General features: G+C 71.0%; 21 protein-coding genes. 12 read left to right on the top strand and 9 right to left on the bottom strand.

Annotated elements, in window-relative coordinates; translation table 11 throughout:
• Positions 1-12 precede the first annotated feature (12 nt).
• A complete protein-coding gene (locus tag AUL35_RS05265) occupies positions 13-1125 on the top strand; it encodes an acyl-CoA dehydrogenase family protein (RefSeq protein ID WP_062012759.1) in 1113 nt (370 codons plus the stop codon).
• Positions 1125-2441 carry a PIG-L family deacetylase gene (locus AUL35_RS05260; RefSeq protein WP_062012757.1) on the top strand — a complete coding sequence of 439 codons (1317 nt, stop codon included), beginning with the start codon at positions 1125-1127 and terminating at the stop codon, positions 2439-2441. Before AUL35_RS05265 ends, AUL35_RS05260 begins: the two co-directional genes overlap by 1 nt.
• Here the strand turns inward: AUL35_RS05260 and AUL35_RS05255 are convergent.
• Together AUL35_RS05255 and AUL35_RS05250 are read right to left on the bottom strand one after the other, a co-directional pair.
• Positions 2383-3570 (bottom strand): glycosyltransferase family 2 protein, encoded by a 1188-nt coding sequence (locus AUL35_RS05255; protein ID WP_062012755.1) that lies wholly within the window; start codon positions 3568-3570, stop codon positions 2383-2385. The genes AUL35_RS05260 and AUL35_RS05255 overlap by 59 nt on opposite strands.
• Positions 3567-5150 carry an aldehyde dehydrogenase (NADP(+)) gene (locus AUL35_RS05250; RefSeq protein WP_062012748.1) on the bottom strand — a complete coding sequence of 528 codons (1584 nt, stop codon included), beginning with the start codon at positions 5148-5150 and terminating at the stop codon, positions 3567-3569. The genes AUL35_RS05255 and AUL35_RS05250 overlap by 4 nt, the downstream gene beginning before the upstream one ends.
• A gap of 232 nt (positions 5151-5382) precedes the next feature.
• Here AUL35_RS05250 and AUL35_RS22755 point away from each other — a divergent pair, with 232 nt between their 5' ends.
• The 7 genes from AUL35_RS22755 (at position 5383) to AUL35_RS22500 (ending at position 12090) form a co-directional block, all read left to right on the top strand.
• Positions 5383-6195 (top strand): hypothetical protein, encoded by an 813-nt coding sequence (locus AUL35_RS22755; protein ID WP_062012746.1) that lies wholly within the window; start codon positions 5383-5385, stop codon positions 6193-6195.
• Positions 6192-7664, top strand: a complete 1473-nt coding sequence (locus AUL35_RS05240) for an ATP-binding protein (protein ID WP_062012744.1) — start codon at positions 6192-6194, stop codon at positions 7662-7664. The genes AUL35_RS22755 and AUL35_RS05240 overlap by 4 nt, the downstream gene beginning before the upstream one ends.
• Positions 7661-8104 (top strand): response regulator, encoded by a 444-nt coding sequence (locus tag AUL35_RS05235; protein ID WP_062012742.1) that lies wholly within the window; start codon positions 7661-7663, stop codon positions 8102-8104. Before AUL35_RS05240 ends, AUL35_RS05235 begins: the two co-directional genes overlap by 4 nt.
• Positions 8097-9146 carry a sensor histidine kinase gene (locus tag AUL35_RS05230; protein WP_062012739.1) on the top strand — a complete coding sequence of 350 codons (1050 nt, stop codon included), beginning with the start codon at positions 8097-8099 and terminating at the stop codon, positions 9144-9146. The genes AUL35_RS05235 and AUL35_RS05230 overlap by 8 nt, the downstream gene beginning before the upstream one ends.
• An 86-nt stretch (positions 9147-9232) precedes the next feature.
• Positions 9233-9679, top strand: coding sequence for a MarR family winged helix-turn-helix transcriptional regulator (locus AUL35_RS05225; protein WP_062012737.1), 447 nt, complete (start codon positions 9233-9235; stop codon positions 9677-9679).
• Positions 9680-9883: 204 nt separating this feature from the next.
• Positions 9884-11353: a mannitol dehydrogenase family protein gene (locus tag AUL35_RS05220; RefSeq protein WP_062012735.1), complete on the top strand. Its 1470-nt coding sequence runs from the start codon at positions 9884-9886 to the stop codon at positions 11351-11353.
• A gap of 410 nt (positions 11354-11763) precedes the next feature.
• Complete coding sequence (locus AUL35_RS22500) at positions 11764-12090, top strand: BLUF domain-containing protein (RefSeq protein WP_192847046.1); 327 nt, start codon at positions 11764-11766, stop codon at positions 12088-12090.
• A gap of 293 nt (positions 12091-12383) precedes the next feature.
• Here AUL35_RS22500 and AUL35_RS05210 read toward each other — a convergent pair whose 3' ends face one another.
• The 6 genes from AUL35_RS05210 to AUL35_RS05185 all read right to left on the bottom strand — a co-directional run bounded on the left by AUL35_RS05210 (position 12384) and on the right by AUL35_RS05185 (position 18795).
• Positions 12384-13154, bottom strand: coding sequence for an ABC transporter ATP-binding protein (locus AUL35_RS05210; RefSeq protein ID WP_082666140.1), 771 nt, complete (start codon positions 13152-13154; stop codon positions 12384-12386).
• On the bottom strand, positions 13151-13990 hold the full coding sequence (locus AUL35_RS05205) for an ABC transporter ATP-binding protein (RefSeq protein WP_062012731.1): 840 nt from the start codon (positions 13988-13990) through the stop codon (positions 13151-13153). The genes AUL35_RS05210 and AUL35_RS05205 overlap by 4 nt, the downstream gene beginning before the upstream one ends.
• Positions 13987-14913: an ABC transporter permease gene (locus AUL35_RS05200; RefSeq protein ID WP_062012729.1), complete on the bottom strand. Its 927-nt coding sequence runs from the start codon at positions 14911-14913 to the stop codon at positions 13987-13989. The genes AUL35_RS05205 and AUL35_RS05200 overlap by 4 nt, the downstream gene beginning before the upstream one ends.
• Positions 14910-16004: an ABC transporter permease gene (locus tag AUL35_RS05195; protein WP_082666127.1), complete on the bottom strand. Its 1095-nt coding sequence runs from the start codon at positions 16002-16004 to the stop codon at positions 14910-14912. The genes AUL35_RS05200 and AUL35_RS05195 overlap by 4 nt, the downstream gene beginning before the upstream one ends.
• A gap of 10 nt (positions 16005-16014) precedes the next feature.
• Entirely contained in the window at positions 16015-17610 is a 1596-nt protein-coding gene (locus AUL35_RS05190; RefSeq protein ID WP_062012727.1) for an ABC transporter substrate-binding protein, read from the bottom strand.
• A 108-nt stretch (positions 17611-17718) separates the two neighbouring features.
• Entirely contained in the window at positions 17719-18795 is a 1077-nt protein-coding gene (locus AUL35_RS05185; RefSeq protein WP_062012725.1) for a dipeptidase, read from the bottom strand.
• A gap of 129 nt (positions 18796-18924) precedes the next feature.
• Between AUL35_RS05185 and AUL35_RS21990 the strand changes: the two genes are divergently transcribed.
• The 3 genes from AUL35_RS21990 (at position 18925) to uvsE (ending at position 21279) form a co-directional block, all read left to right on the top strand.
• Positions 18925-19086 (top strand): hypothetical protein, encoded by a 162-nt coding sequence (locus tag AUL35_RS21990; RefSeq protein WP_156417843.1) that lies wholly within the window; start codon positions 18925-18927, stop codon positions 19084-19086.
• Between the two features lie 88 nt (positions 19087-19174).
• Positions 19175-20224, top strand: a complete 1050-nt coding sequence (locus AUL35_RS05180; protein WP_062012723.1) for a DHH family phosphoesterase — start codon at positions 19175-19177, stop codon at positions 20222-20224.
• Positions 20221-21279, top strand: coding sequence for a UV DNA damage repair endonuclease UvsE (gene uvsE / locus AUL35_RS05175; RefSeq protein ID WP_062012722.1), 1059 nt, complete (start codon positions 20221-20223; stop codon positions 21277-21279). Before AUL35_RS05180 ends, uvsE begins: the two co-directional genes overlap by 4 nt.
• A gap of 25 nt (positions 21280-21304) precedes the next feature.
• On the opposite strand, the gene AUL35_RS05170 is transcribed toward uvsE, so the two are convergent.
• Entirely contained in the window at positions 21305-22915 is a 1611-nt protein-coding gene (locus AUL35_RS05170) for an alpha-amylase family protein (protein WP_062012721.1), read from the bottom strand.
• Positions 22916-23148: the final 233 nt, after the last annotated feature.

Here is a 23148-nt window from a genome sequence, read left to right as displayed (position 1 = left end):
TGAGGGCGCGCGATGGACCAGATTTCCAGGCCGACGGATCCAAGGGCGGACGTCGTGCCGCGCATCGACGAGGCGGCGCGCCGCATCGCGGCGCTCCCCCGTGTCGAGGACGCGCCCGAAGCGGGCCTTGCCGTTCTGCGCGAGGCCGGGCTTCTCGACGTTGCGGCGCGGGAAACCGCCGAGGGCTACCGCTACGATCCGCCCTGGCGCACGGTTCTGCGCCTTCTCGCCCGGATCGGCGGGGCCGATCTCAGCCTCGGTCGTCTTCTGGAGGGCCATCTCAACGCTCTGCAGCTCGTCGCCCTCTACGGCAGCGAGGCGCAGAAGCGGCATGTCCTGGCGAGCGTGCGGGCGGGTACGCTTCTCGGGGTGTGGGGCGCCGACACCGAGCCGCGCTTCGCGGTCTCGGGCGCGGACTCGGGTGAACTCCGGCTTTCGGGCGCCAAGCGCTACGCCTCGGGCCTCGGCCTCGTCGGCCTCGCGCTCGTTCCCTACGAGGACGAGGCGCGCGTCTCGCATCTCCTTCTCCTGCCGGTCGACGATCCCGAGCGACAGGACGGCGCTCCCTGGCGCATGGGCGGCATGCGCGGCTCGCGCTCGGGCACCTTTCGCTTCGAGGGCCTGACCATCGACGAGAGCGCCGCGCGGGTCGGCGCCCCCGGCGACTACCGGCGCGAGCCCTTCTTCGTCGGCGGCATCTGGCGCTGCGCCGCCGCACAGCTCGGCGCGGTGGAGCGCCTCGTCGAGATCCTCGCCGCCGAGCTGACCGCCAGCGAACGGCTCCAGCATCCCCTCCAGTCGGCGCGGGTCGGCGAGGCGATCATGGCCGCGCGCGACGCCCGGCTGAACGTCGAGGCGGCGGCGGAAGCCGTGGAGACCGCCTCGGTGGATGCCGAGCTGGCCGTATCCTTCGCCGCCCTTGCGCGGCTGCGCGTCGAGAAGGCGGCGCTCGACGTCATCGAACTCGTCCAGCGCGGCCTCGGCCTGCCCGCCTTCCACGAGGACCATGCCGCCGAGCGGATCATGCGGGATCTGGCCGTCTACCTGCGCCAGGCGAACCCGGACGCGCTGTTGCTCGACCAGGCGCGCCGACTGAGCCGTCGCCTGCCGGACCTCCTTGGCTGATGCGCTACGGGGACTGGACACAAAGGCAGCACGACGCGCCGCCGGCCGATCCGCTCGACCTCGTCGGCCCCGGCGGGCTCGTGGTGATCTCGCCCCACCCCGACGACGAGAGCATCGGGGCCTCGGCGATGATCGCGGCGGCGGCAGCGGCCGGGCGCCCGATCGGCCTCGTGGCCCTGACCGACGGCGAGGGCTCGCATCGCGGCTCGCCTTCCTGGCCGCCCGCGCGCATCGCCGAGCGGCGGCGGGCCGAGCAGCAGGCGGCGATGGAGGAACTGGGCGCGGGCGCCGCACGTGTCCTGCGCCTGTCCCTGCCCGATGGAGGCTCGCGCTGGGCAGACGGGTTCACGGACGCCGCAGCGGCCGTCGCGCGGTTCTGCGAAGAGCTCGGCGCGACCGCTCTCATGACGACGCCCGTCTTCGATCCCCATCCCGACCACGAGGCGGCGGCGGAGCTCGGTACGCGCGTCCAGGCGCTCATGCCCGGCATCCGCCTTATCCTCTACCCCATCTGGTCGCTCCGCCACGGCGCCGAGGACGAGATCCCGGCCGCTGGCCTTCACCCCTTCCGCCTCGCGGCCCCGCTGGACCGCAAGCGCCGGGCGATCGCGCGCCACGAGACGCAGGGCGGCACCCTGATCCTCGACGATCCCGAAGGCTTCGGCCTGCCCGACTGGTTTCTCGATCATCACCTCGCCGGCTCGGAATCCGTGTTCTGGTCACCCATGCCCGGCTCGCCGCCGGACGCCGAGCATTTCAGCCGGATCTACCAGGGCGGCCGCGACTTCTGGGGCGTGCGCGACCGCCCCTACGAGCTCGCCAAGCGCGAGGCGGCGGCGGCGTTTCTCGGCCCATGGCGCGGCGCGCGCGGGCTGGAGCTCGGCTGCGGCGAGGGCTTTCTCGCGGCGCGTCTCCTGGCGTCGGGCGCAGTACGCAATATCCTCGGCATCGACCTCGATCCCGGCATCGTGGAGCGCGCCCGGCAGACCCACGCCTCGCTGCCCGGCGCCTCGTTCCGGCAGGGACGGATGCCGGAGGGCTTCCCGGACGAGCCGTTCGATCTCCTGGTCGTGTCGGAGATGCTGTATTTCCTCGACGAGCGCGAGATCGCAGCGCTGCTTTCGCGCGCGACGCGCAACGCCCCGCCCGGCGCGCTCTGCCTTCTCGTGAACTATCTCGGCCCCACGGGAACGCCGCTCGACGGCGACGCCGCCGCCGACTTCCTGCGGGCGAGCGCGGCCGGCGGCTGGCGGCCCGTCAGGTCCGAGCGGCGTGCGGAAGGGTTTCGTCTCGACCTTCTCGAGCGGCTTGCCTGAGGCGGTCGCGCAGGGCGACGAGATCGGGATGATGGCGGGCGAGCTCGGAGCGGCGCAACCGGCGCCGGCGCAGCCTCGGGCTCGCGTCCTCGGCGGCGAGCCAGGTTTCGCCGGGGCTTGCGCCTTGCAGGGCCTCCGCATCGCCGGGGGGTAGCTCCAGCTCGCGCAGAAGCGCGGCGCGCCCTTCCGCGTCGGCCAGGCGACAAGCGCGGCGGCTGCGGATGCGCAGCTCGAGCTGCTCGGCCGGCTCCAGCGCCTCGTCCACCAAAGGGTCCTCCTCGCGGCGCGATCGGGCGAGCTCGTCCGACAGGCCGCCGCGCGCGCGCCCGCCGAGGCGCGGCGAGGTCCAGACGCAAGGATCGCCCGCAAAGCGCACCCGCAGTCCATGGGCGCGAGCGCGGCGCAGAAGCTCGCGGTCCTCGGCCGAGGGCACGTGGGGAAGGCCACCGGCGCGCTCAAGGGCACCCGCCCGCAGGCCGAAGTTGGCGCCGCCGATATTGCCGTGGTGCGGCCAGGGATTGTCGGGATCGGGGTCGATCAGGGCCTCGGCCTCGCGGCTCGCCGCGCGCGCCTCGCGCAGGACGCGCTCGGCCTCCGGATCGCCCTCGGGCAGGAGCGCCGCCTCCTCGGGCACGAAGCCGATGCCGCCGCACACGAGGTCGAAGCCCTGCGCGAACAGCGCCTCGTAGCTCGCGCGCCAGAGCGGGCGCACCAGCGTGTCGGCATCGAGCGACAGGAGGTGGGCCTGCGGGCTCAGCGCGGCGGCGCATTCGAGCGCGAGGCGACGGGCGAGCGGGGCGGAGCCGCTGGCGCCGCGCCAGGCGAGATCGATCAGGAGAAAGGGCCGGCGCCGCGTCGCAAGGTGCCGGCGGGCAAGGTCCGCGCTGCGGTCCTGCGAGTTGTTGACCACCACCACCACGGCGTCGCCGGGCTGAAGCTCGCCGTCCAGCGCCTCCAGCGTTCGGCCGATGCGCTCCGCCTCGTTCATCGCGGGGATGGCGACCGCCACAGGCGCGCGGCCGAAGTCGCCGCCGCGCAGGGTCGAGGCCTGGGCCACCAGCGGGTGGTCGCCCAGGCGGTCGGGGTGGAAGCGGGGCGGCAGGTTGTCCCGCCCCGCCGTCTCCCTCATGCGGAGGGCTGGGTCAGGACACCGTCGACCCGGCGCCACAGGCGCTCCGGGTTCGCGTTCTGGAGGGCCGGCGGCAGGAGGTCGTCGGGCATGTCCTGGTAGCAGACCGGGCGCAGGAAGCGCTCGATCGCCTTGGAGCCGACCGAGGTCGAGCGGCCGTCGGCGGTCGCGGGGAACGGTCCCCCGTGCACCATGGCGTGGCTGACCTCGACGCCCGTGCCGAAGCCGTTGACGAGGATGCGGCCGGCCTTGCGCTCCAGAAGCGGCAGCAGCGGACGCGCCGCCTCGTGGTCGGCGGGCTCGATATGGAGCGCGGCGGTGAGCTGGCCCTCGAGGCGCTCGGCGACGCGGCGCATCTCGGCCGCATCGCGGCAGCGCACGAGAAGCGACGAGGCGCCGAAGACCTCCTCCTGCAGCACCGGGTCGGCGAGGAAGCCCTCGGCGTCGACGGCGAAGAAGGCCGCCTGGCCGCGAAGGGTGCCGCCCTCCTGGCCGCGCGCCACGGTCTCGACGCCCGCATGGCCGGCGAGCTGGGCGACGCCCTGCTCGAAGGCTTTGTGGATGCCGGGCGTCAGCATCACGCTGGCCGGAAGCGCCGCGAGCGCCTCGCCGGTGGCCTTGACGAAGCGGTCGAGCGCGGGACCCTCGACCGCGATCACGAGGCCCGGATTGGTGCAGAACTGGCCGGCGCCGAGCACGAGCGAGGCCGCGAAGCCCTTGGCGATACCCTCGGCGCGCGCCTCGAGCGCCTGCGGAAACAGGAAGACCGGGTTGATCGAGCTCATCTCGGCATAGACCGGGATCGGCTCGGGGCGCGAGGCCGCGATCTTCATGAGCGCCGTGCCGCCGCCGCGCGAGCCGGTGAAGCCCACGGCCTTGATGCGGTGGTCGGCGACGAGGCCCTGGCCGATGCGGCGGCTCGAATCGAACAGCAGCGAGAAGACGCCTTCCGGCATGTCGCAGCGCTGGGCCGCCGCCAGAACGGCGCGCCCGACCAGCTCCGATGTGCCGGGATGGGCCGAGTGGGCCTTGGCCACGACCGGGCAGCCGGCGGCGAGCGCCGAGGCCGTGTCGCCGCCCGCCACCGAGAAGGCGAGCGGGAAGTTGGAGGCGCCGAACACGGCGACCGGCCCGACCGGCACGTTGCGCAGGCGAAGGTCGACGCGCGGCAGCGGCTGGCGCTCGGGCATGGCGGGATCGACGCGCGCGTCGAGATAGCCGCCGTCGCGCAGCACGGATGCGAAGAGGCGCAGCTGGCCCATGGTGCGGCCGCGCTCGCCCTCGATGCGTCCGCGCGGCAGGCCGCTCTCGGCGCAGCAGCGCTCGATCAGCTCGTCGCCGAGCGCGAGGATCTCGTCCGCGATCGCCTCCAGGAACGCGGCGCGGCGCTCGGCCGGCAGCGCGCGATAGGGATCGAACGCCTCGTCCGCCAACTGGCAGGCGCGCTCGAGATCGGCCTGCGTGGCGCCGCCGAAGGCGGGCTGCAGCGTCTGGCCGGTCGCCGCCTCGATGCCGTGGATCGCGCCTTCCGTTCCGCGCGCGATCTGGCGGCCGATGATCTGTTCGCCCTGGATGGTCATGGCGCAGGTCCTTCCGTGTTGCGACGGTGCGACGCACGGCCACGTCCCGGGTCCGCCGTCGATGGCTCCCGATACAGCGAACCGCCGCGCAGGGAAACCGCCGAACCCGGTTCCCGCCCGAATTTGTCCGAGGAATTCGAACCCGGGAACTGCGGCTCCGCGGCAACGCTACGTCAGCCTTACCGCAGCCACCCCTTGAAGAAGCGCGGAGGAGGCCACCTAAACCGCTCCGATGGACCTGATCTCGCTTTCCCCGCCGCCCTTCCCCGCCCCGGTCGCTCCCGCCGCGCCCTGGCGCGACGCGCTGCCGGGGTTGCGGGTCCTGCGGCGCGGCATGGAGCCTGCCCGTCACATCCAGATCTACGGCCAGCGCTGCTCGGGAACCAACGCGCTCGCGCGGCTGGTCGAGCGAAACCTCGGGGCCGACCTCTTCTCGGAGCGCTACGGTTTCAAGCACTGGTTCGTGCCGGACCAGGTCCTGTTCGGCCCCGACGTCCTCGTGGTGGTGATCGCGCGCGACGCCTTCGACTGGCTGCGCAGCCTCCACCGCCAGCCCTGGCATGCCCATCCCGACATCAAGGCGCTGGACTTCTCGCGCTTCATCCGCACGGAATGGCACAGCACTTGGGACGACCATGTCGGGGGCATCGACGAGCGCCACCCGATGCGCGGGCGCGAGATGCTGCACGAGCGCGATCCCCTCACCGGCTCGCGCTTCGCCGGGCCGCTGGCCAAGCGCCGCGCCAAGCTCGCCCATTGGGCCGGCCTCGAGGAGCGCGCGCCCAACCTCGTCCTTCTCTCCTACGAGACGCTCCGGCGCGAGCCCGAAGCGGTGATACGCGTCCTGGGCGAGGCGGCGGGCCTTGCGCCGGCCGAGCCCTTCCGGCCGGTCGACACCTACAAGGGACAGGAGATCCGCCCCTTCCGCCCGATCCGCTACGATCCTCTGTCCGAGGCGGACCTCGCCTGGATCGAGGCGCATCTCGACGCGGGCGTGGAAGGCCTCTACGGCCTGCCGCACGCCTTTGCGGGGCGCGCGCCGTGACGCGCTTCGGTCGCGGCACGCTCGCGGGTCTCGCCGCCGGCTTCGCGGTCCTGATCCTTCTGGTGGCGGCCACCGCGTGGCTCGTCCTGCGCACGCAGGAGGCGGGGCGCCTGGCCAGCCATTCGCTGCAGGTCGAACTCGCCGCCAACGAGGTGCGCACCCTGACCGAGCGCGCCGAGACCACGCAGCGCGGTTTCCTGCTGGATCCCGACGAGGAGTTCGCGAAGGCCTTCGAGGCGACCGCGGCCGAACTCGACCCCGCCCTTCTGAAGCTGAAGCTCCTCGTGGCCGACAACCTCAACCAGGTCGCCCGCGTCGAGACGCTGGAAGCCGCCGCCCGAGCCCATGTCGACTTCCTGCGGGCCGAGATCGCCGAGCGACGCGCGCAGCCCTCGCTTCCACCCAGCTTCAGCCTCGCGCGCAACCTGCCGCCCGTGCGACAGGTGCGCGAGGAGATCGCGGCCTTGATCGAGCGCGAGCGCGCGCTTCTGGCCGAGCGCTCGGCGCGCGAGACCTTGAACCTGCGCTGGTCGGTGGCGGTGATCGCGCTGGCGCTGCCCGCCCTCCTGGCGCTGGCGGGCGCCACGATCTGGCTGACGCGGCGCAACGTGCGCGCGCTCGCCGACACGAGCGAGCGGCTGCGCCTTCTCAACGACGATCTCGAGGGAGCCGTGGAGGAGCGCACGGCCGAACTCATGCGCGCCAACGAGGAGATCCAGCGCTTCGCCTATATCGTCAGCCACGACCTGCGCTCGCCGCTGGTCAACATCATGGGCTTCACGGGCGAGCTGGAGGCGGCCACGGGCCTGCTCGGGGACATGGTGCGCCGCGTCGAGACCGAGGCGCCCGAACTCCTGAACGAAGAGGCCCGGCTGGCCGCAGCCGAGGACCTGCCCGAGGCGATCGGCTTCATCCGCGCCTCCACCGCCAAGATGGACCGCCTCATCAACGCGATCCTGCGCCTGTCGCGCGAGGGGCGACGCACCATCAATCCCGAGCCGATCGACATGGGCGAGCTCGTGCGCGGCGTCGAGGCGAGCCTCCAGCACCGCCTGACCGAGACCGGCGCCCACGTCGAGATCGGGCCGCTGCCGACCGTCGTCAGCGACCGGGTGGGCGTCGAGCAGATCGTCTCGAACCTCATGGAGAACGCGGTCAAGTACCTGAAGCCCGGGCGCGCCGGGCTGATCCGCGTGCGCGGCCACGTGGAGGGCGAGCGCGCCGTATTCGAGTTCGAGGACAACGGGCGCGGCATCGACCCCAAGGATCACGAGCGCATTTTCGACCTCTTCCGCCGCTCGGGCCCCCAGGACCAGCCGGGCGAGGGCATCGGTTTGGCCCACGTCCGGGCGCAGGCCTATCGCCTCGGCGGAACCATCAGCTGCCGGTCCGCCCTTGACGAGGGTGCGACCTTTCGCCTTTCCATGAGACGGATCACCCCGTCCGGCGAGACTTCGAGGCCGTCATGAGCGCACAGCAATCCGTCACGATCGTCATGGTCGAGGACGACGAGGGCCATGCCCGCCTGATCGAGAAGAACATCCGGCGCGCGGGCGTCGCCAATCCCATCCGGCACTTCACGGACGGCACGAGCGCGCTCCGCTATCTCTTCGAGGACGTGGACGGCCCCGCGCGCGGGCACCCGGTCCTGGTGCTGCTCGACCTCAACCTGCCCGACATGAGCGGCATCGACATCCTGCAGCGCATGAAGAGCGAGGCGAGCGCCCTGCGCCGCACGCCGGTCGTGGTGCTCACCACCACCGACGATAAGGTCGAGATCCAGCGCTGCTACGATCTGGGCGCCAACGTCTACATCACCAAGCCCGTGAACTACGAGAGCTTCGCCCAGGCGATCCGGCAGCTCGGCCTGTTCCTGTCGGTCATGCAGATGCCGGCGGTCGATGCCTGACGACGCGCCGCGCCCCCTCGCGCGCATCCTCTTCATCGACGACGACGAGGGCCTGCGCCGGCTCGTGCGCCGCGCGCTCGGCCGGCGCGGCTACGAGATCGTGGGTGCGGGCGGCGGCCTGGAGGGCCTGGAGCGGCTCGACGACGGCACGGGCTACGACCTCGTGGCGGTCGACCACTACATGCCGGGCCTCGACGGTCTCGAGACCCTGGAGCGCATCCGCGCGCGCGCCGACGCGCCGCCGGTGGTCTACGTCACGGGCTCCGACGAGAGCCGCGTGGCCGTGGCCGCGCTGAAGGCGGGCGCGGCCGACTACGTCGTGAAGGCGCTGGGCGACGACTTCTTCGACCTCCTCGCCTCGTCGTTCCGCCAGGTCCTCGACCGCGCCGCGCTCGTGCGGGAGCGCGACGAGGCCGAGGCCCTGCTGCGCGTCAGCCACGAGCGGCTGGAGGCCCTTCTCAAGGAGGCCAACCACCGCGTCGCCAACAGCCTCGCCATCGTCTCGGCCTTCGTGCGCATGCAGGCAGCCGAGACCGACAATGCGGAGACGCGCGCGGCGCTTCGCGACACGCAGCAGCGCATCGGCGCGATCATCCAGGTCCATCGCCGCCTCTACCGCTCCGACGACATCGGAACCGTGGACATGGCGGACTATCTGGAGGCGTTGGCCGCAGAGCTCGAGGCCACGTGGTCGACGCCCGGCGCCTCCCGCACGATCCGGGTCGATTGCGCGCCGTTCCGCCTCGCGACGGACCGGGCGGTGTCGGTCGGGGTGATCGTCGCCGAGCTCGTCGGCAATGCCTGCAAGTATGCCTACGGACCGGAGGAAGCGGGCGAGGTGCGCGTGCGCGCCAGCGCCGACGCCTCGCGCTTCCGCCTGACGGTCGAGGACGACGGGGGCGGCCCGGCCGCGGCGGCCGGGCGCGGAAGCGGCACCGGCATGGGCAGCAAGCTGATTCGCGCCATGGCCCACTCGCTCGGCACGGAGCCGCACGTCGAAAGCGAAAACGGTTACAAGGTTATGTTGGACGCCGTTCTTTAAGGCGAGGTTATGGATCGTAACAAGCATCGATCTATGTCATGGTTCTGGCGCCACGAACCTTGCGAAGACGCCTCCTTGGAGTTGCCATGACCGATCAGTCCTCGTTCCAGCTGGACGAGCAGCTCTGCTTCGCGGTGTATTCCACGGCGCATGCGTTCAACCGCCTCTACAAGCCCAAGCTCGACGCGCTCGGAATCACCTATCCGCAGTTCCTCGTGCTCAGCATCCTGTGGCGGACCGAGCCGCAGACGGTCGGCAGCCTCGGCGACCTGCTGCTGCTCGATTCCAGCACCCTGACGCCGCTCCTGAAGCGGCTGGAGGCGGCCGGCTTTGTGCGGCGCACGCGCTCGACGCGCGACGAGCGGGTCGTGGACGTGACGCTGACGCCAGAGGGCCAGACCCTGCGCGAGCGCGCCTGGGCGATCCCGCCGGAGATCGCGACCGCGACCGGTGAAAGCATGGCGGAGCTCGGCCGGCTGCGGCAGGCCATCCTGCGCGTGCGCGATTCGCTGAACGCTTCCACCATCGGCTGAGCTGCGCCCCGGCGGCGGAAAGGCCCCTTCCCCATCCGCGAGGGCCGTCGACAAACGCCGCCTCGCCCGCCAATCTGGCGCCGACGCACGCGCTTCGCCCCATAGGCGGGGCGCGCCGGCCCTTGCGCTATCCAAGGGGCGAAACACCCTCTAGAAGGCGCGGCCAGACAACGCGCCGCTCACCACCTCCCGGGAGGACCTTCCTTGACCGTTCTGTCCCAAGCCACCCTTCGCGACCTGTCCTGCCGCACGCCCGGCTACGACCGAAGCCGGCTCGGCGGCGGCATCGTCCATTTCGGCGTGGGCAACTTCCACCGCGCGCACCAGTGCGTCTATCTCGACGACCTGTTCGAGGCGGGGGGCGACCTGTCCTTCGGCATCACGGGCGTCAGCGTGCGCGCCGAGGACGCGCCGGCCTTTGCCGACATGCAGGCGCAGGACGCCCTGTTCACCGTGACCGAGGTCGACGAGGGACACCGCCAGACGCGCGTCATCGGCTCGATCCACCGTCTCGTCGAGCCGGGCGACCGGCCGGGCATCCTGCGCGCCCTTGCCGACCCGCAGACCCGCATCGTCTCGCTCACCATCACCGAGGGCGGCTACTACCTGTCGGGCGACCACCCGAACCTCGACCATCCCGACCTCCAGGCGGATGCGGCGAATCTGGCCGAGGCGCGCACCGTGTTCGGCCTGATCCTCGCCGCCATCGCAGACCGCCACGCCTCGGGCGCGCCGCCCTTCACGGTCCTGTGCTGCGACAACCTTCCCCATAACGGCGACCTGACGCGCCGCCTCGTGCACGGGTTGGCCGAGCGCGTCGACGCGGGCCTCGCGGCCCATGTCGCGGAGGCGATCCGCTTCCCGAACTCGATGGTGGACCGCATCACGCCGGCCACCACGATGGCCCAGATCGAGAGCCTGGCGAAGGACGGCATCGAGGACCGCCGCCCGGTCTTCTGCGAGCCCTTCATGCAGTGGGTGATCGAGGACGCGTTCTCCGCCGGCCGCCCGGCGCTGGAGCGCGTCGGCGTGACCTTCGTCGAGGATGTCACCCCCTACGAGCTGATGAAGCTGCGCATCCTCAACGCGGGCCACGCCACGATCGCCTATCCGGCGGCGCTGATCGGGCTGACCTATGCGCACGAGGCCATGCGCGACGATCTCGTGTCGCGCTTCTTCCGCGACGTCGAGGAGGGCTTCCTCCTGCCGGCCTCGCCGGAGATCCGGGGCGTCAGCCGCGAGGACTACCTTGCGAGCATCACCCACCGCTTCGCCAACCCCGCGATCGGCGACACGATCCGGCGCCTCTGCCTCGACGGATCCAACCGCCAGCCGAAATTCGTGCTGCCGGCGGTGCGCGAGCTTCTGGGTCGAGGCAAGGATGTGTCGGGCCTCGCGCTCGTCAGCGCGCTGTGGTGCCGTTACTGCGCGGGAACGCTCGAGGACGGCACGCCGGTCGAGCCCAACGACCCGAACTGGGACCTCCTGAACCGCACGGCCCTGGAGGCGCGCGAGAACCCGGCGCGCTTCCTGGAGCTGCGCGACGTGTTCGGCGACCTCGGCTCCGACCCGGTCTACGCTCCGCTCTTCTCGGGCTTCGTGCGCTCGCTCTGGGAGCACGGCGTCGCCCCGACGATCGAGGCCTACCTGCGCGTTCGCCAGAACGCGCGCTGAGGCCCCTTCCCCGTCCGGCCGGTCGGCCGCTTCGGACCGGGTGGCCGCGCGCCCGGTCCGGTCCCCGCCAGCCCGGCGCCACGGCGCCGTGCGAAGCCTCCGCATGAGCGAAGCGATGCGGGCGGCGGGGGCGCGATCTCATGCGACAGGACTGTCCCGGCTCACGCTGGCGAGGCTCTGCCGAAAAACTTGAGGATGCTCCCCGGGTATGGGGAACCATGCACCCGATCAGGGGCTTTGGCGCACATGACGACGATGCGCCTTCTTCTAGAGTCCGAAAACCGGAGGATGTGCAAGCGCTTAAGCCGGACACGGCCGCGCCGCACCGCCTCTCCCGACGCCTTCCGACCATGCGCGGGCCGGTTTGCGCGTCCGCCAACGCTCGCGGCCCGTCAGCGCCGCATCGCGTCATGACGCTTCTGCATCTTTCCTATGTCAGCCGCCTCGGTCCCGACACCAGCATGGCCGAGCTTCTCGACGAGATCGGGCACTTCCGCGCCAAGAACCTGGCGGCGGGCATCAGCGGCTGCATCGCCTTCGAGGGCGACCGCATCATGCAGATTCTCGAGGGCCCGACAGCGAGCGTGAACGCCCTGTTCCAGACCATTCGCGACGATCCGCGCCATGTCGAGGTGATCGAGCTCGAGCGCAAGACGATCGAGGCCGTGAGCTTTCGCGATTGGGGCATGGTTCGCCGGCCGATTGCCGACGTCGTGTTCCTGTCTCAGCTCACCTGAGACGTCGGCGCGCCGGACAGGGCCGGACGCGCGCGCGGCAATGCGGCCGGGAGCACCCCCGTCAGGGAAGGAGGATCGCGGCCGCGACCGTTCCGACCGCCCCCAGCAGCGCGAGAGCGGTGACGTTCACGAACAGGGCGACCATGGTCTCGATGCGCATTTCTGGGGTTCCTCTTCCCGAACGGCGAGAGGCATAGCACCGTCACGTTTCGGCCACGTTTCAACGTCGGCGCCGACGCGGCGTTCCCCCGGAATTACCTTAAAACTTCGTTAACCTGGCCGCGCCCGGCCGATCAGGGCGCCGGGCGGCGGAACCCCTCGGCGGCGCGTACGAGCTCGGCGGCATAGGGGCTCTCGACGCGCCCCTGCGCCAGCGCCTCGGCGTCCAGCTCCTCGATCGCGCGCCCCCCGCGCAGGACGAGCGCCCGCTCGCACATGTGGTCGACGACGGCCAGATCGTGGCTGACGAAGAGAAGGGTCAGGTCCCGCTCGCGCCGCAGCCGCGACAGGAGGTTCAGGACCTCGGCCTGGATCGACACGTCGAGCGCCGAGGTCGGTTCGTCGAGAAGGAGGATGGGGGGCCCGAGGATCAGCGCGCGGGCGATCGCCACGCGCTGCCGCTGGCCGCCCGAGAGCTGGTGCGGCAGGCGGAAGCGGAAGGAGGCCGGCAGGCCGACGTCCGCCATCGCCTGTCCGACGCGCCGGTCGCGGTCGCCCAGGCCGTGGATCGCGAGCGGCTCGGAGAGGATGCGGTCGATCGTGTGGCGGGGATGGAGCGAGCCGTAGGGGTCCTGGAAGACCATCTGGACGCGCGCGGCGAACTCGCGGCCGCGACGCCCGCGGATCTCCTCGCCGTCGATCAGGATGCGGCCGCCCGTCACCGGTGCGAGCCCGCAGATCGCGCGCAGGACCGTCGACTTGCCCGAGCCCGATTCGCCGACCAGCCCGAACGAGGCGCCGGCGGGTACGGCGAGCGACACGCCGCTCACCGCCTCGACGCGCGCGCGGCCCGTGCCGAAGGCGACCGAAAGGTTCTCGACCACGATGCGGGGCGAAGCGCTCATGCGGCGGCCCACACGGTGTCGCGCCGCAGGACCGGCAGGTCCCCCTTGCCGCCGCCGATGCGCGGCAGGCAGGCGAGAAGCCCGCGCGTGTAGGGGTGCTGCGCCTCGTGAAGGCGGCTGGCCTCGATCTCCTCGACGATGCGCCCCGCATACATGACGAGTACGCGGTCGCAGAAGGTCGAGACGAGGCGCAGGTCGTGGCTGATGAACAGGAGCCCCATGCCACGCTCGCGCACGAGCCGGTCGAGGATGGCGAGGACGTCGAGCTGGACCGTCACGTCGAGCGCCGAGGTCGGCTCGTCGGCGATCAGGATCTCGGGCTCGGGAATCAGCATCATGGCGATCATGACGCGCTGGCCCATGCCGCCCGACAGCTCGTGCGGATAGGCGGCGAGCACGCGCTCGGGATCGCGGATCGCGACCTCGCGCAGCATCTCCACCATGCGCCGGCGGCGCTCCTTGCGCCCGAGCCGGCCGTGAGCGTCCAGCGCCTCGCCGAGCTGGCGCTCGACGCGCATCACGGGGTTCAGCGAGTATTTCGGGTCCTGCAGGATCATGGCGACGCGCCGCCCGCGCACCGCGCGCATCTCGCGCTCGGACAGGCGGGCGAGGTCGGTATCGCCGAGCGCCATGCGGTCGGCCGCGACGCGCCCGGGCGGGCGCACGAGGCGCAGGAGCGCGCGGCCCGTCATCGTCTTGCCGGACCCCGATTCACCGACGATGCCGACGCGCTCGCGCCCCAAAGCGAAGGAGACGCCGCGCACGGCCTCGACGGGGCCGCGCCGCGTCTCGAAGGACACGCGCAGGTTCTCGACTTGGAGAAGCGGCTCGCTCAACGCTTGGCGCTCCGCGGATCGAGAACGTCGCGCAGGCTGTCGCCGATCAGGTTGAAGCCGAGGCTGACGAGGAGGATGGCGATGCCGGGAATGGTCGGGACCCACCAGTGGCTGAGGAGGAACTGCTGGCCGGTCGAGATCATGGCGCCCCATTCGGCGAGCGGGGGCTGCGCGCCGAGCCCGAGGAAGCCGAGGCCGGCGGCGGTCAGGATGATACCCGCCATGTCGAGCGTGACGCGCACGATCACGGACGGAAGGCACAAGGGCACGATATGGCCGAGAACGATGCGCGGCGTGCCCGCCCCCTGCAGGCGCGCGGCGGCGATGAAGTCGGAACGGCGAACGGTCAGCGTCTCGGCGCGCGCGACGCGCGCATAGGGCGGCCAGGCGGTGAGCGCGATGGCGAGGATGGCGTTGAGGATGCCGGGGCCGAGCGCGGCCACGAAGGCGAGCGCGAGGATGAGGCGGGGAAAGGCGAGGAAGATGTCGGTCGCGCGCATCAGGACGCGATCCGTCCAACCGCCGAGCGTACCCGACACGGTGCCCACGAGCAGGCCGAAGACCGGCGCGGTGACGGCGACGAGCGCGACCACCTGGAGCGTGACGCGCGAGCCGAAGACGAGGCGGCTCCAGATGTCGCGGCCGAGCTCGTCCGTGCCCAGCCAGTGCCCGTCGGCCCCGGGGGGCTGGAGGCGGAGGGCAAGGTTCTGCGCGTTGGGGTCGTGCGTCGCGAGCCAGGGCGCCAGGAGCGCCATCAGGACGAGCGCGGCGACGATCATGAGGCCCGCGACGGCGAGCGGATTGGCGAGAAGCTCGCGCGCGGCCGCCGCCGCCGAGACGAGCCGCGCCTGGAGGCGCGAGTGGGGCGTGTCGGTGGTCAGCCAGGCGCGCAGGCCGCGGGGCTGTGCGGGGGCAAGGCTCATCGGGCCCTCGGGTCGACCAGCGTGTAGACGAGGTCGGACAGGATGTTGAGGAGGATGAAGGCGCAGCCGATCACGAGCGTGCCGCCGAGCACGGCGTTGAGGTCGGCGGCGAACAGCGCCTGCGTGATGTAGAGGCCGAGCCCCGGCCAGGCGAAGACGGTCTCGGTGAGGACCGAGCCCTCCAGCAGCGCGGCGTAGGAGAGCGCGATCACGGTGATGAGCGGCACGGCGGCGTTGCCGAGCGCGTGGACCCAGACGACGCGCCGCTCCGAGACGCCCTTCACGCGGGCGGTGGTGACGTATTCCTGGCCGAGCTGCTCCAGCATGAAGGAGCGCGTCATGCGGCTGATATAGGCCATGGAATAGGCACCGAGCACGCAGACCGGCAGGACGATGTGCGACAGGGCGTTGCGGAACACGTCCCAGGCGCCCGACAGGGCGGAGTCGACGAGGATCGAGCCGGTGCGGGGCGTCACGTCGAACTCGTAGGAGAGCTCGAAGGCCACATCCAGCCGTCCCGGTCCGCCGGTCCAGCCCAGATGCCCGTAGAAGAGAAGAAGCGCAACGAGGCCCAGCCAGAAGACCGGCATGGAATAGCCGAGCAGCCCGACGACCCGCAGGACATGGTCGGGCCAGCGCCCCTGGTTCACCGCGCCGACGACGCCCGCCGGAACGCCGAGGAGGACGCCGAGCAGCGTCGCCAGCGTCGCCAGTTCCAGCGTTGCGGGAAAGACGCGAAGCACGTCGTCCAGAACGGGCTGCGAGGTCGTGACCGAGCGCCCGAAGTCGCCGCGCGCCACCTCGCCGAGATAGCGCGCGAACTGCACGGGAATCGGCTGGTCGAGCCCGAGCTCGGTGCGCGCCGCCTCGTACTGCGCGGCGGTCGCCCGCTCGCCCACCACCGCCAGCACGGGATCGATCGGCACGAGCCGGGCGATGGCGAAGGTGACGAGCACCAGACCGAACAGGGTGACGAGGAGGCTGAACAGGGTCTTGAGGAGACGCGAGGCGATGCGCCCCGCGTGCCCGCCCCCGGTCCGCTCCTCGGCGACCTGTTCGGCGGCGAGTTCGTCGCCCGGCAGGATCGTCATGCGGGATGCCTTACTTCGCGGCCTTGGTCACCACGTAGTAGAAGGCCGAGGACACGGCGCCGCCGCTGTTGAAGCCCTCCACGTCCTTGGCCATCGCGTTCTGGGCGATCTGCTGGAACATCATCACGAAGGGCGAGGAGTTGCGGCTGATCTCCTGCATGCGGTGGTAGAGCTCGACGCGCTTGGCCTCGTCCTGCTCCACCACGGACTGGGCGACGAGCGGCGTCGTCTCGGTCGCGGCATAGGCGTTGCGCCAGGCGAGGTTGCCGACGAGGTTTCCCTCGTCCGAGTTGTTCTCGTTGGAGGCGAAGACCGAGGCGTTGGTGTTGGGATCGGGATAGTCCGGGCCCCAGGCCTCCAGCGTCAGCTGCGCGTTGCGCGCGCGGTAGATCGACAGCACCTCCGAGCCCGTCGCCGCCTTGATCGAAACGCGGATGCCGGCCTGGCCGAGCGTGTTCTGGAGCGACTGGGCGATGGCGAGGCGCTGCTGGTCGTTGCGCACCAAGATCTCGACGTCGAAGCCGTTGGGATAGCCGGCCTGGGTCAGCATTTCCTTGGCCTTGGCGACGTCGAGCTTGAAGGGCTTGTCGTCCACCGCGCCGAGGAAGCCGACCGGCAGGAAGTTCTGCTGCGGGATGACCTGGCCCTTCAGGAAGGACGAGGCCATGCCGTCGTAGTCGACGAGATACTTGATGGCCTGCATGACGCCGGGCTTGGCGAGCGGCTCGTACTTCTGGTTGCCCGAGAGGTAGTAGATGCGCCCGCGCGGCTCGTCGACGACCTTGAGCGCGGCGTTGCCCTGCACCGAGGCGACGTCCTCGGGCGTCAGGTTGCGCGCGATGTCGACATCGCCGCGCTCGAGCAGAAGACGCTGGGTGGCGGGCTCGGCCACGTGGCGCACGAAGATGCGCTTCATGGCGGGCGCCTCGGGCCATTTCGGGTTGACCTCGAGCAGCACCGACTCGTTGGGCTTCCAAGCGCGCAGCATGTAGGGGCCCGAGCCCGCCGAGTGGGTCTTCAGCCACTCGTTGCCCATGTCGCCGCCGCTCTCGTTCTCCATCACGGTCTTCATGTCGACGATCGAGGCGACGTCGGCGGTGAGCGCGTTGTAGAGGAAGGTCGGGGCGTAGGGCTTGTCGGTCTCGATCTCGACCGTCGCGTCGTCGACCTTGCGGATCGTCCGGTCCACATTGTCCTTGGTGAGGCCGAACTGCGAGATGATGAAGCTCGGCGTCTTGTCGAGCTTCACGATGCGGCGCAGCGAGAAGACCACGTCGTCGGCCGTCAGCGGGTTGCCGGAGGCGAAGACCTGGCCCGGCGCGATCTTGAAGGTGAAGACGCGCCCGTCGCCGCCCACGCTCCAGCTCGCCGCCACGCCCGGTCCCGGCTTCAGGGTCTTGGGGTCGAGCTCGACCAGCTTGCGGTAGATGTTGTTGATCGCGTCGCCGCCCGAGAACTCGAAGCTTTCGGCGGGATCGAGCACCTTCAGGTCGTCGATCGTGTTGGCGATCACCAGCGTGTCGGCCGGGGTCGCACCGAGCGCCGGGCCCGAGAGGCCGGCGAGAACGAGCGTGCCGGCCAGAAGCCGCGCGGTGAGCGAGCGCATGTGGAGCAAGACGAGGAACCCTTTCCCGAGCGGCACGGAGGCCACCGGGCCTGTCGCCCGGTGACGTTCGCGTGAAAGGCTAGGATAAGCCCAAGAAAGGGGCAAGCCTCATTGCGCGGCAGCTGTGGACGGTTCGCGAAACGTGCGGCGCAGGACGTCCATCCAGTTGCGCCAGGCGATGCGTTCCAGAAGCGCGTCGCCGTAGCCCGCCTGCGACAGGTGCTCCAAAAGGCGCGGCAGGCCGGCGGCCGAGCCGATGGCCTTGGGGATCGTCGCCCCGTCGAAGTCGGAGCCGAGCGCGACACCCCCCTCGCCCAGATGCTCCAGCATCGCGTCGAGATGGCGACGCATCGTGTCCAGCGGCGTGTCGGCGTCCATGTGCCCGTCCTCGCGCAGGAAGGCGGTCGCGAAGTTAAGGCCGACGAGCCCGCGCGAGCGCGCCACCGCGTCGAGCTGCCGGTCGGTGAGGTTGCGGCTCACCGTGCATAGGCGATGGACGTTGGAATGGGTGGCGACGAGCGGAGCGTCGGAGAGCTCGGCCACCTCCCAGAAGCCGCCCTCGTTGAGATGCGAGAGGTCGAGGAGGATGCCGAGCTCGTTGCAGCGCTTCACCAGCCGCCGGCCGGCTTCCGTCAGGCCCGGACCGGTGTCGGGCGTGGAGGGAAAGCGCATCGGCACGCCGTGGCCGAAATGGTTGTGCCGGCTCCACACCATGCCGATCGAGCGCAGGCCCGCGGCATGAAGCACGTCGAGCGTCTTCAGCTCCGCGTCGATCGCCTCGGCACCCTCGATATGGAGCATGGCGGCAAGGCGCCCGCTGGCCATCGCCGCCTCGATCTCGGCGACCGTCCGGCAGACCGTGAGCCGCCCGCCCGACTCGCGCTCCAGGCGCAGGAGGATCGAGATCATCGAAACGGTGCTGTCGAGCCCGAACGGATGGGCGAGCGGGGCCGGCAGGGGCAGATCGAAGGGCGCGCGGCGCATCGGGTCGGGCGTCCCGTCGGAGCCCCGCCAGGGCGAGGGCGGAAAGACCGCGAAGAGTCCGCCCGCGAGCCCGCCCGCGCGCGCCTTCTCGAGATCGATGTGGGCGTCCGACCCCCCCTCCAGGAACTGGCGGAAGGCCTGGCCCGTCTCGTCGAGATGGATGCGCAGGAGGATGTCGTTGTGGCCGTCGAAGACTTGCATGAAGGGGCTCCGCGAGGGGGACGAGCGCCTTGAAGCGCCTCCTAGCCTTCGCGTCAAACCTTCGCAGTCGCCTGAACGAAGGCGGCGGCCGATCGTTGGGGCCGGGAACCCATCTTCAGGAGAGAGAGCATGAGCCGCATCCCGCACGATCGCTTCGACAACCAGCAGGACCAGGCCGACAACCAGGACCGCGACGCCGACCAGGCTTCGCAGCAGTCGCAGGAGGACGAGCTGCAGGAGGCGCTGCGCCGGATCCCGGACGGCGGCGCGACAACCGACGCGGGCCGCTGACGGCGCTTGCATCATGCCGCATGGGCGCGGCGGATCGGATCGCCGCCTCCATGCGTTGGCTCCCTGACAGTCAGGGGACCGCGAGCGCATGAGCATCTTTTCCGGCATGAAACGGCCCGAGGCCTTCGCTGAGGCGGCGCGCGCGCTCGGCCCCTCACCGCTCGTCGCATGCCACAACGACGCGGACGGCTTGTCGGCCGGCGCGATCCTCGTGAAGACCCTCCGGCGTCTCGGCATGGAGCCTTCCACGCGCATCGTCGGCAAGGGCGAGAACGCCTATTCCGACGCGTTCATCGCCGAGCTGCGCGGCCGGGCCATGACGGGCCTCGTGGTCACCGACCTCGGCGTGTCGAGCCGCCTGCCCGACCTCGGCCTCCCCACCGTTCTGATCGACCACCACGTGCCGACCGGCGTACCGACCCATGCCTGCGTCATCTCCGGGATCGAGGACGATCCGATCCCGACCTCCTCGCTTCTCGCCTATCGCTGCGCGAAGGCGACCGGCATAGAAACCTCCGACCTCCTGTGGCTGGCCGCGATCGGCCTGATCGGCGACATGGCCGACGAGGACGGCTTCCCGGAGATGGAGGAGGCCCGGCGCCTCGGCATCACGGCGCTGCGCAAGGCGGTCTCGCTCGTCAACGCGCCGCGCCGCACGGCGAGCGGGGACGCGTCCGCCGCGCTGGACCTTCTTCTCAAGGCGGATGGGGCCAAGGCCGTTCTCTCCGGCGAGCACGGCGAGACCGCCGCGCTTCTGGCCGCCAAGGAGGAGGTGAAGGCCGCGCTCGACGCCGCGCGCAAGATCGGCCCCCGCGTCTCGGCCGAGGTCGCGCTGATCCCCTTCTCCTCGCCCTGCCAGATCCATCCGCTCGTCGCCCAGGCCTGGCGCACGCGCATCAAGGACCGCATCGTGATCGCCGCCAACTTCGGCTACCTCGAGGGCTGGGTGCATTTCGCCGCCCGCACCGGCGAGGATCGCGACCTCATCGCCTTCCTCGCCGAGCACCGGCCGCCCGGGGCGGGCGAGGAATACGGCAACGGCCACCGCCTGGCATCGGGCGGCGCGCTCAGGCTCGCGGACTGGAACCACTTCGTCCACGCGATCGGCTTCGGGCCCGAGCTGGAGGCCGCGGCATGAAGCTCGTCGCCCCCGCCCCCTCGCGCCTCGGCTTCCCGGTCAAGGTCATGGCGCGCGACGACCTGAAGAGCAACGACGCGCGCAGGGCCGCGAGCGAACCGCATCTCACGGTCTCGCTCGGCTATCTCGACGCGATCCTCGACCACTTGGACCGCCATGACATCCGCATGTACCGCATGTCGTCGGACATCGCGCCTTACGCGACCCATCCCGACATGCCCCAGTTCCACTCGATGGTTCGCGACTCCAGGGCGGAGCTGGCGGCCTTCGGCGCCAAGGCGCGGCGGCTCGGCATCCGCCTCTCCTTCCACCCCTCGCAGTTCATCGTCCTCAACAGCCCCGACCCCCAGCTCGTCGCGAAGTCGGTCGCCGACCTCGTATCGCAGGCCGAGATGCTGGACCTCATGGAGCAGCCGCCCGAGGCCGTGCTCGTGATCCATGTCGGCGGCACCTACGGCGACGTGCCGGCCTCGCGCGAGCGCTGGGTGGAGACTTGGGCTACGCTGCCCGAACCCGTGCAGCGGCGTCTCGTGCTGGAGCACGACGATCTGCGCTTCTCGGCCGCCGACGTCCTGTGGATCCACGAGCGCACCGGCGTGCGCTGCATCTTCGACTACCAGCACCACTGGTGCCTCAACCCCGGACAGGTGCCGGTGCGCGACACGCTGGCCGCCATCCTCAAGACCTGGCCCGAGGACCAGCAGCCGAAGATCCACTTCTCCTCGCCCCGCACGGAGCTGCGCGAGCAGGTGCGCGTCGACAAGAAGACGAAGAAGAAGACCGTCCGCCATGTCGCGCCGGTCTTCACGGGCCATGCCGACTTCTGCAACCCGTTCGAGTTCGCGACCTTCATGCGCGAGGCGGAAGGCCTGCGCTTCGACGTCATGCTGGAGGCCAAGGCCAAGGACCTCGCGCTCATGCGGCTTCGCCCCGACCTCCTGCGCTACGCGCCGGACGTGGCCGCCCTCTTCGGCCTCGAGCCCTCGGAGGCTCCGGCCCTGGAGGCCGAGGAGGACGAGGTACTGGACGAGGTCGAGGTCGCCGGCGGCGCATGAGCGCTCGCCGGCGGCGCGTGAACATTCACGTCTTCACGCGGAACCAGGCGAAGCCGTAGGGGCCGAGCTCGGGGGACTTATCCTCCAGAAGCGCGGCCCCCTCCTCGATCAGCGGATGCAGCTTGGTGCGCGCGACGCCCTTCGGCCAGCGGATGCGAGCGGGCGCGTCCGACAGGTTGTGCAGCGTGACGATCTCGCCGCCGCGCCAGCGCGAGCGCAGGCCCAGCACCGCCGTCGTGCCGAGGTCGAGCGGCTCGGCCTCGCCCCAGCCGATCTCCACCGCCTCGCGCCGCGCGCGGATCAGGCGCCGCACGGTGGAAAGGGGCGAGGCGGGGTCGAGGCGCTGGGCCTCCGCGTTGGTGCGCTCGAAGCCCAGCGGGTCGCCGGTGACGGGCGGGCGCACGCAGGCCCCGCGCTCGGCCGAGGAGAAGCCGCCGTTCGGCGTCGCGTCCCACTGCATGGGCGTTCGCACGGCATGGCGTTCGGGAAGCGCCAGATCCTCGCCCATGCCGATCTCGTCGCCGTACCAGATCACCGGCGTGCCCGGCAGCGCCAGCATGATCGAGAAGGCCATGGCGAGGCGCTTGGCGTCGCCGCCGAGCATGGGCGCGAGACGACGACGCAGGCCGCGCTCGTAGAGCTGCATGCCCTTGTCGGGGCCGAAGGCGGCGAAGACCTCCTCGCGCTCGCCCTCCTCGAGACGCCCGAGGTCGATCTCGTCGTGGTTGCGCAGGAAGGTCGCCCATTGCGCGACCGCCGGGATGTCCGGAAGCGCCTTGAGGAAGTCCACCACCGGCGAGGCGTCCTTGCGGGCTAGGCCGAGGAAGAGCTTCTGGTTGAGCGGGAAGTTGAAGATGACGTGGAGCCGGTCGCCCGTGCCGAAATAGTCGTCCGCCTCCCGCATCTCGATATTGGCCTCGGCCAGAAGGATCGCCTCCGCCCGCCGCCAGGAGGCGAAGGTCTGCAGCTCCGACAGGTAGCGATGCGGCTCCCAGCCCGAATGGGCGGTCGAGAGTTCCTCCAGCATGAAGGGCACCGCGTCCATGCGGAAGCCCGAGACGCCGAGCGCCAGCCAGAAGCCGATGATGCGCTCGATCTCCTCGCGCACGGCGGGGTTGGCGATGTTGAGGTCGGCCTGGTGCTTGTAGAAGCGGTGGAAGTAGTATTCCCGGCGCGTGCGGTCATAGGTCCAGGTGGACTCCTGCACGCCGGGAAAGATCACCCCCTCTTCCGCGTCGGCCGGCTTCTCCTTGCGCCAGACGTACCAGTCCTCGAAGGCCGGGTCCCGCTGGCGGCTGGCCTGGAACCAGGGATGGTCGATCGAGGAGTGGTTCACCACGAGGTCGACCAGGACACGCAGGCCCCGCTCGTGCGCGGCGTGGGTGAACTCCACGAAGTCGCCGAGGGTCCCGTAGCGCGGGTCGACGCCGTAATAGTCGGCGACGTCGTAGCCGTTGTCGCGGTTGGGGCTGGGGTAGAAGGGGAGCAGCCAGATGCAGGTCGCTCCCAGCGCCTCGATATGGTCGAGCCGCGAGATGAGCCCCCGGAAGTCGCCGATCCCGTCGCCGTCCGAGTCCTGGAAGGTCTCGACGTCGACGCAGTAGATCACGGCGTTCTTGTACCAGAGGTTCAGCATCGGGCGCTCCGCGTGGGGGTTGCGCGCGTAAGCTAGGGCGCTTGATGCGAAGCGCCGCAGCGAAGCACGGGACCGTGCGCGCAGGTTGCGACGCGATCGGACCGTCAGGGGAGTTGACAGAATCGTGCGCGCGGCTTTTGTATGAGTTATTCCCGCTCAAACGTGCGGGTGGTCGCCGGCGCTTCGTGAACGTGCCGGCCGGGGCCTCGGGAGGGCCGCCCGGCCGGTGAGCG

The sequence above is a fragment of the Aureimonas sp. AU4 genome, from assembly GCF_001463765.1.
Lineage (GTDB): Bacteria > Pseudomonadota > Alphaproteobacteria > Rhizobiales > Rhizobiaceae > Aureimonas.
The sequence above is the reverse complement of the archived record's forward strand: the minus strand, read 5'-3'. Positions and strand labels throughout refer to the sequence as shown.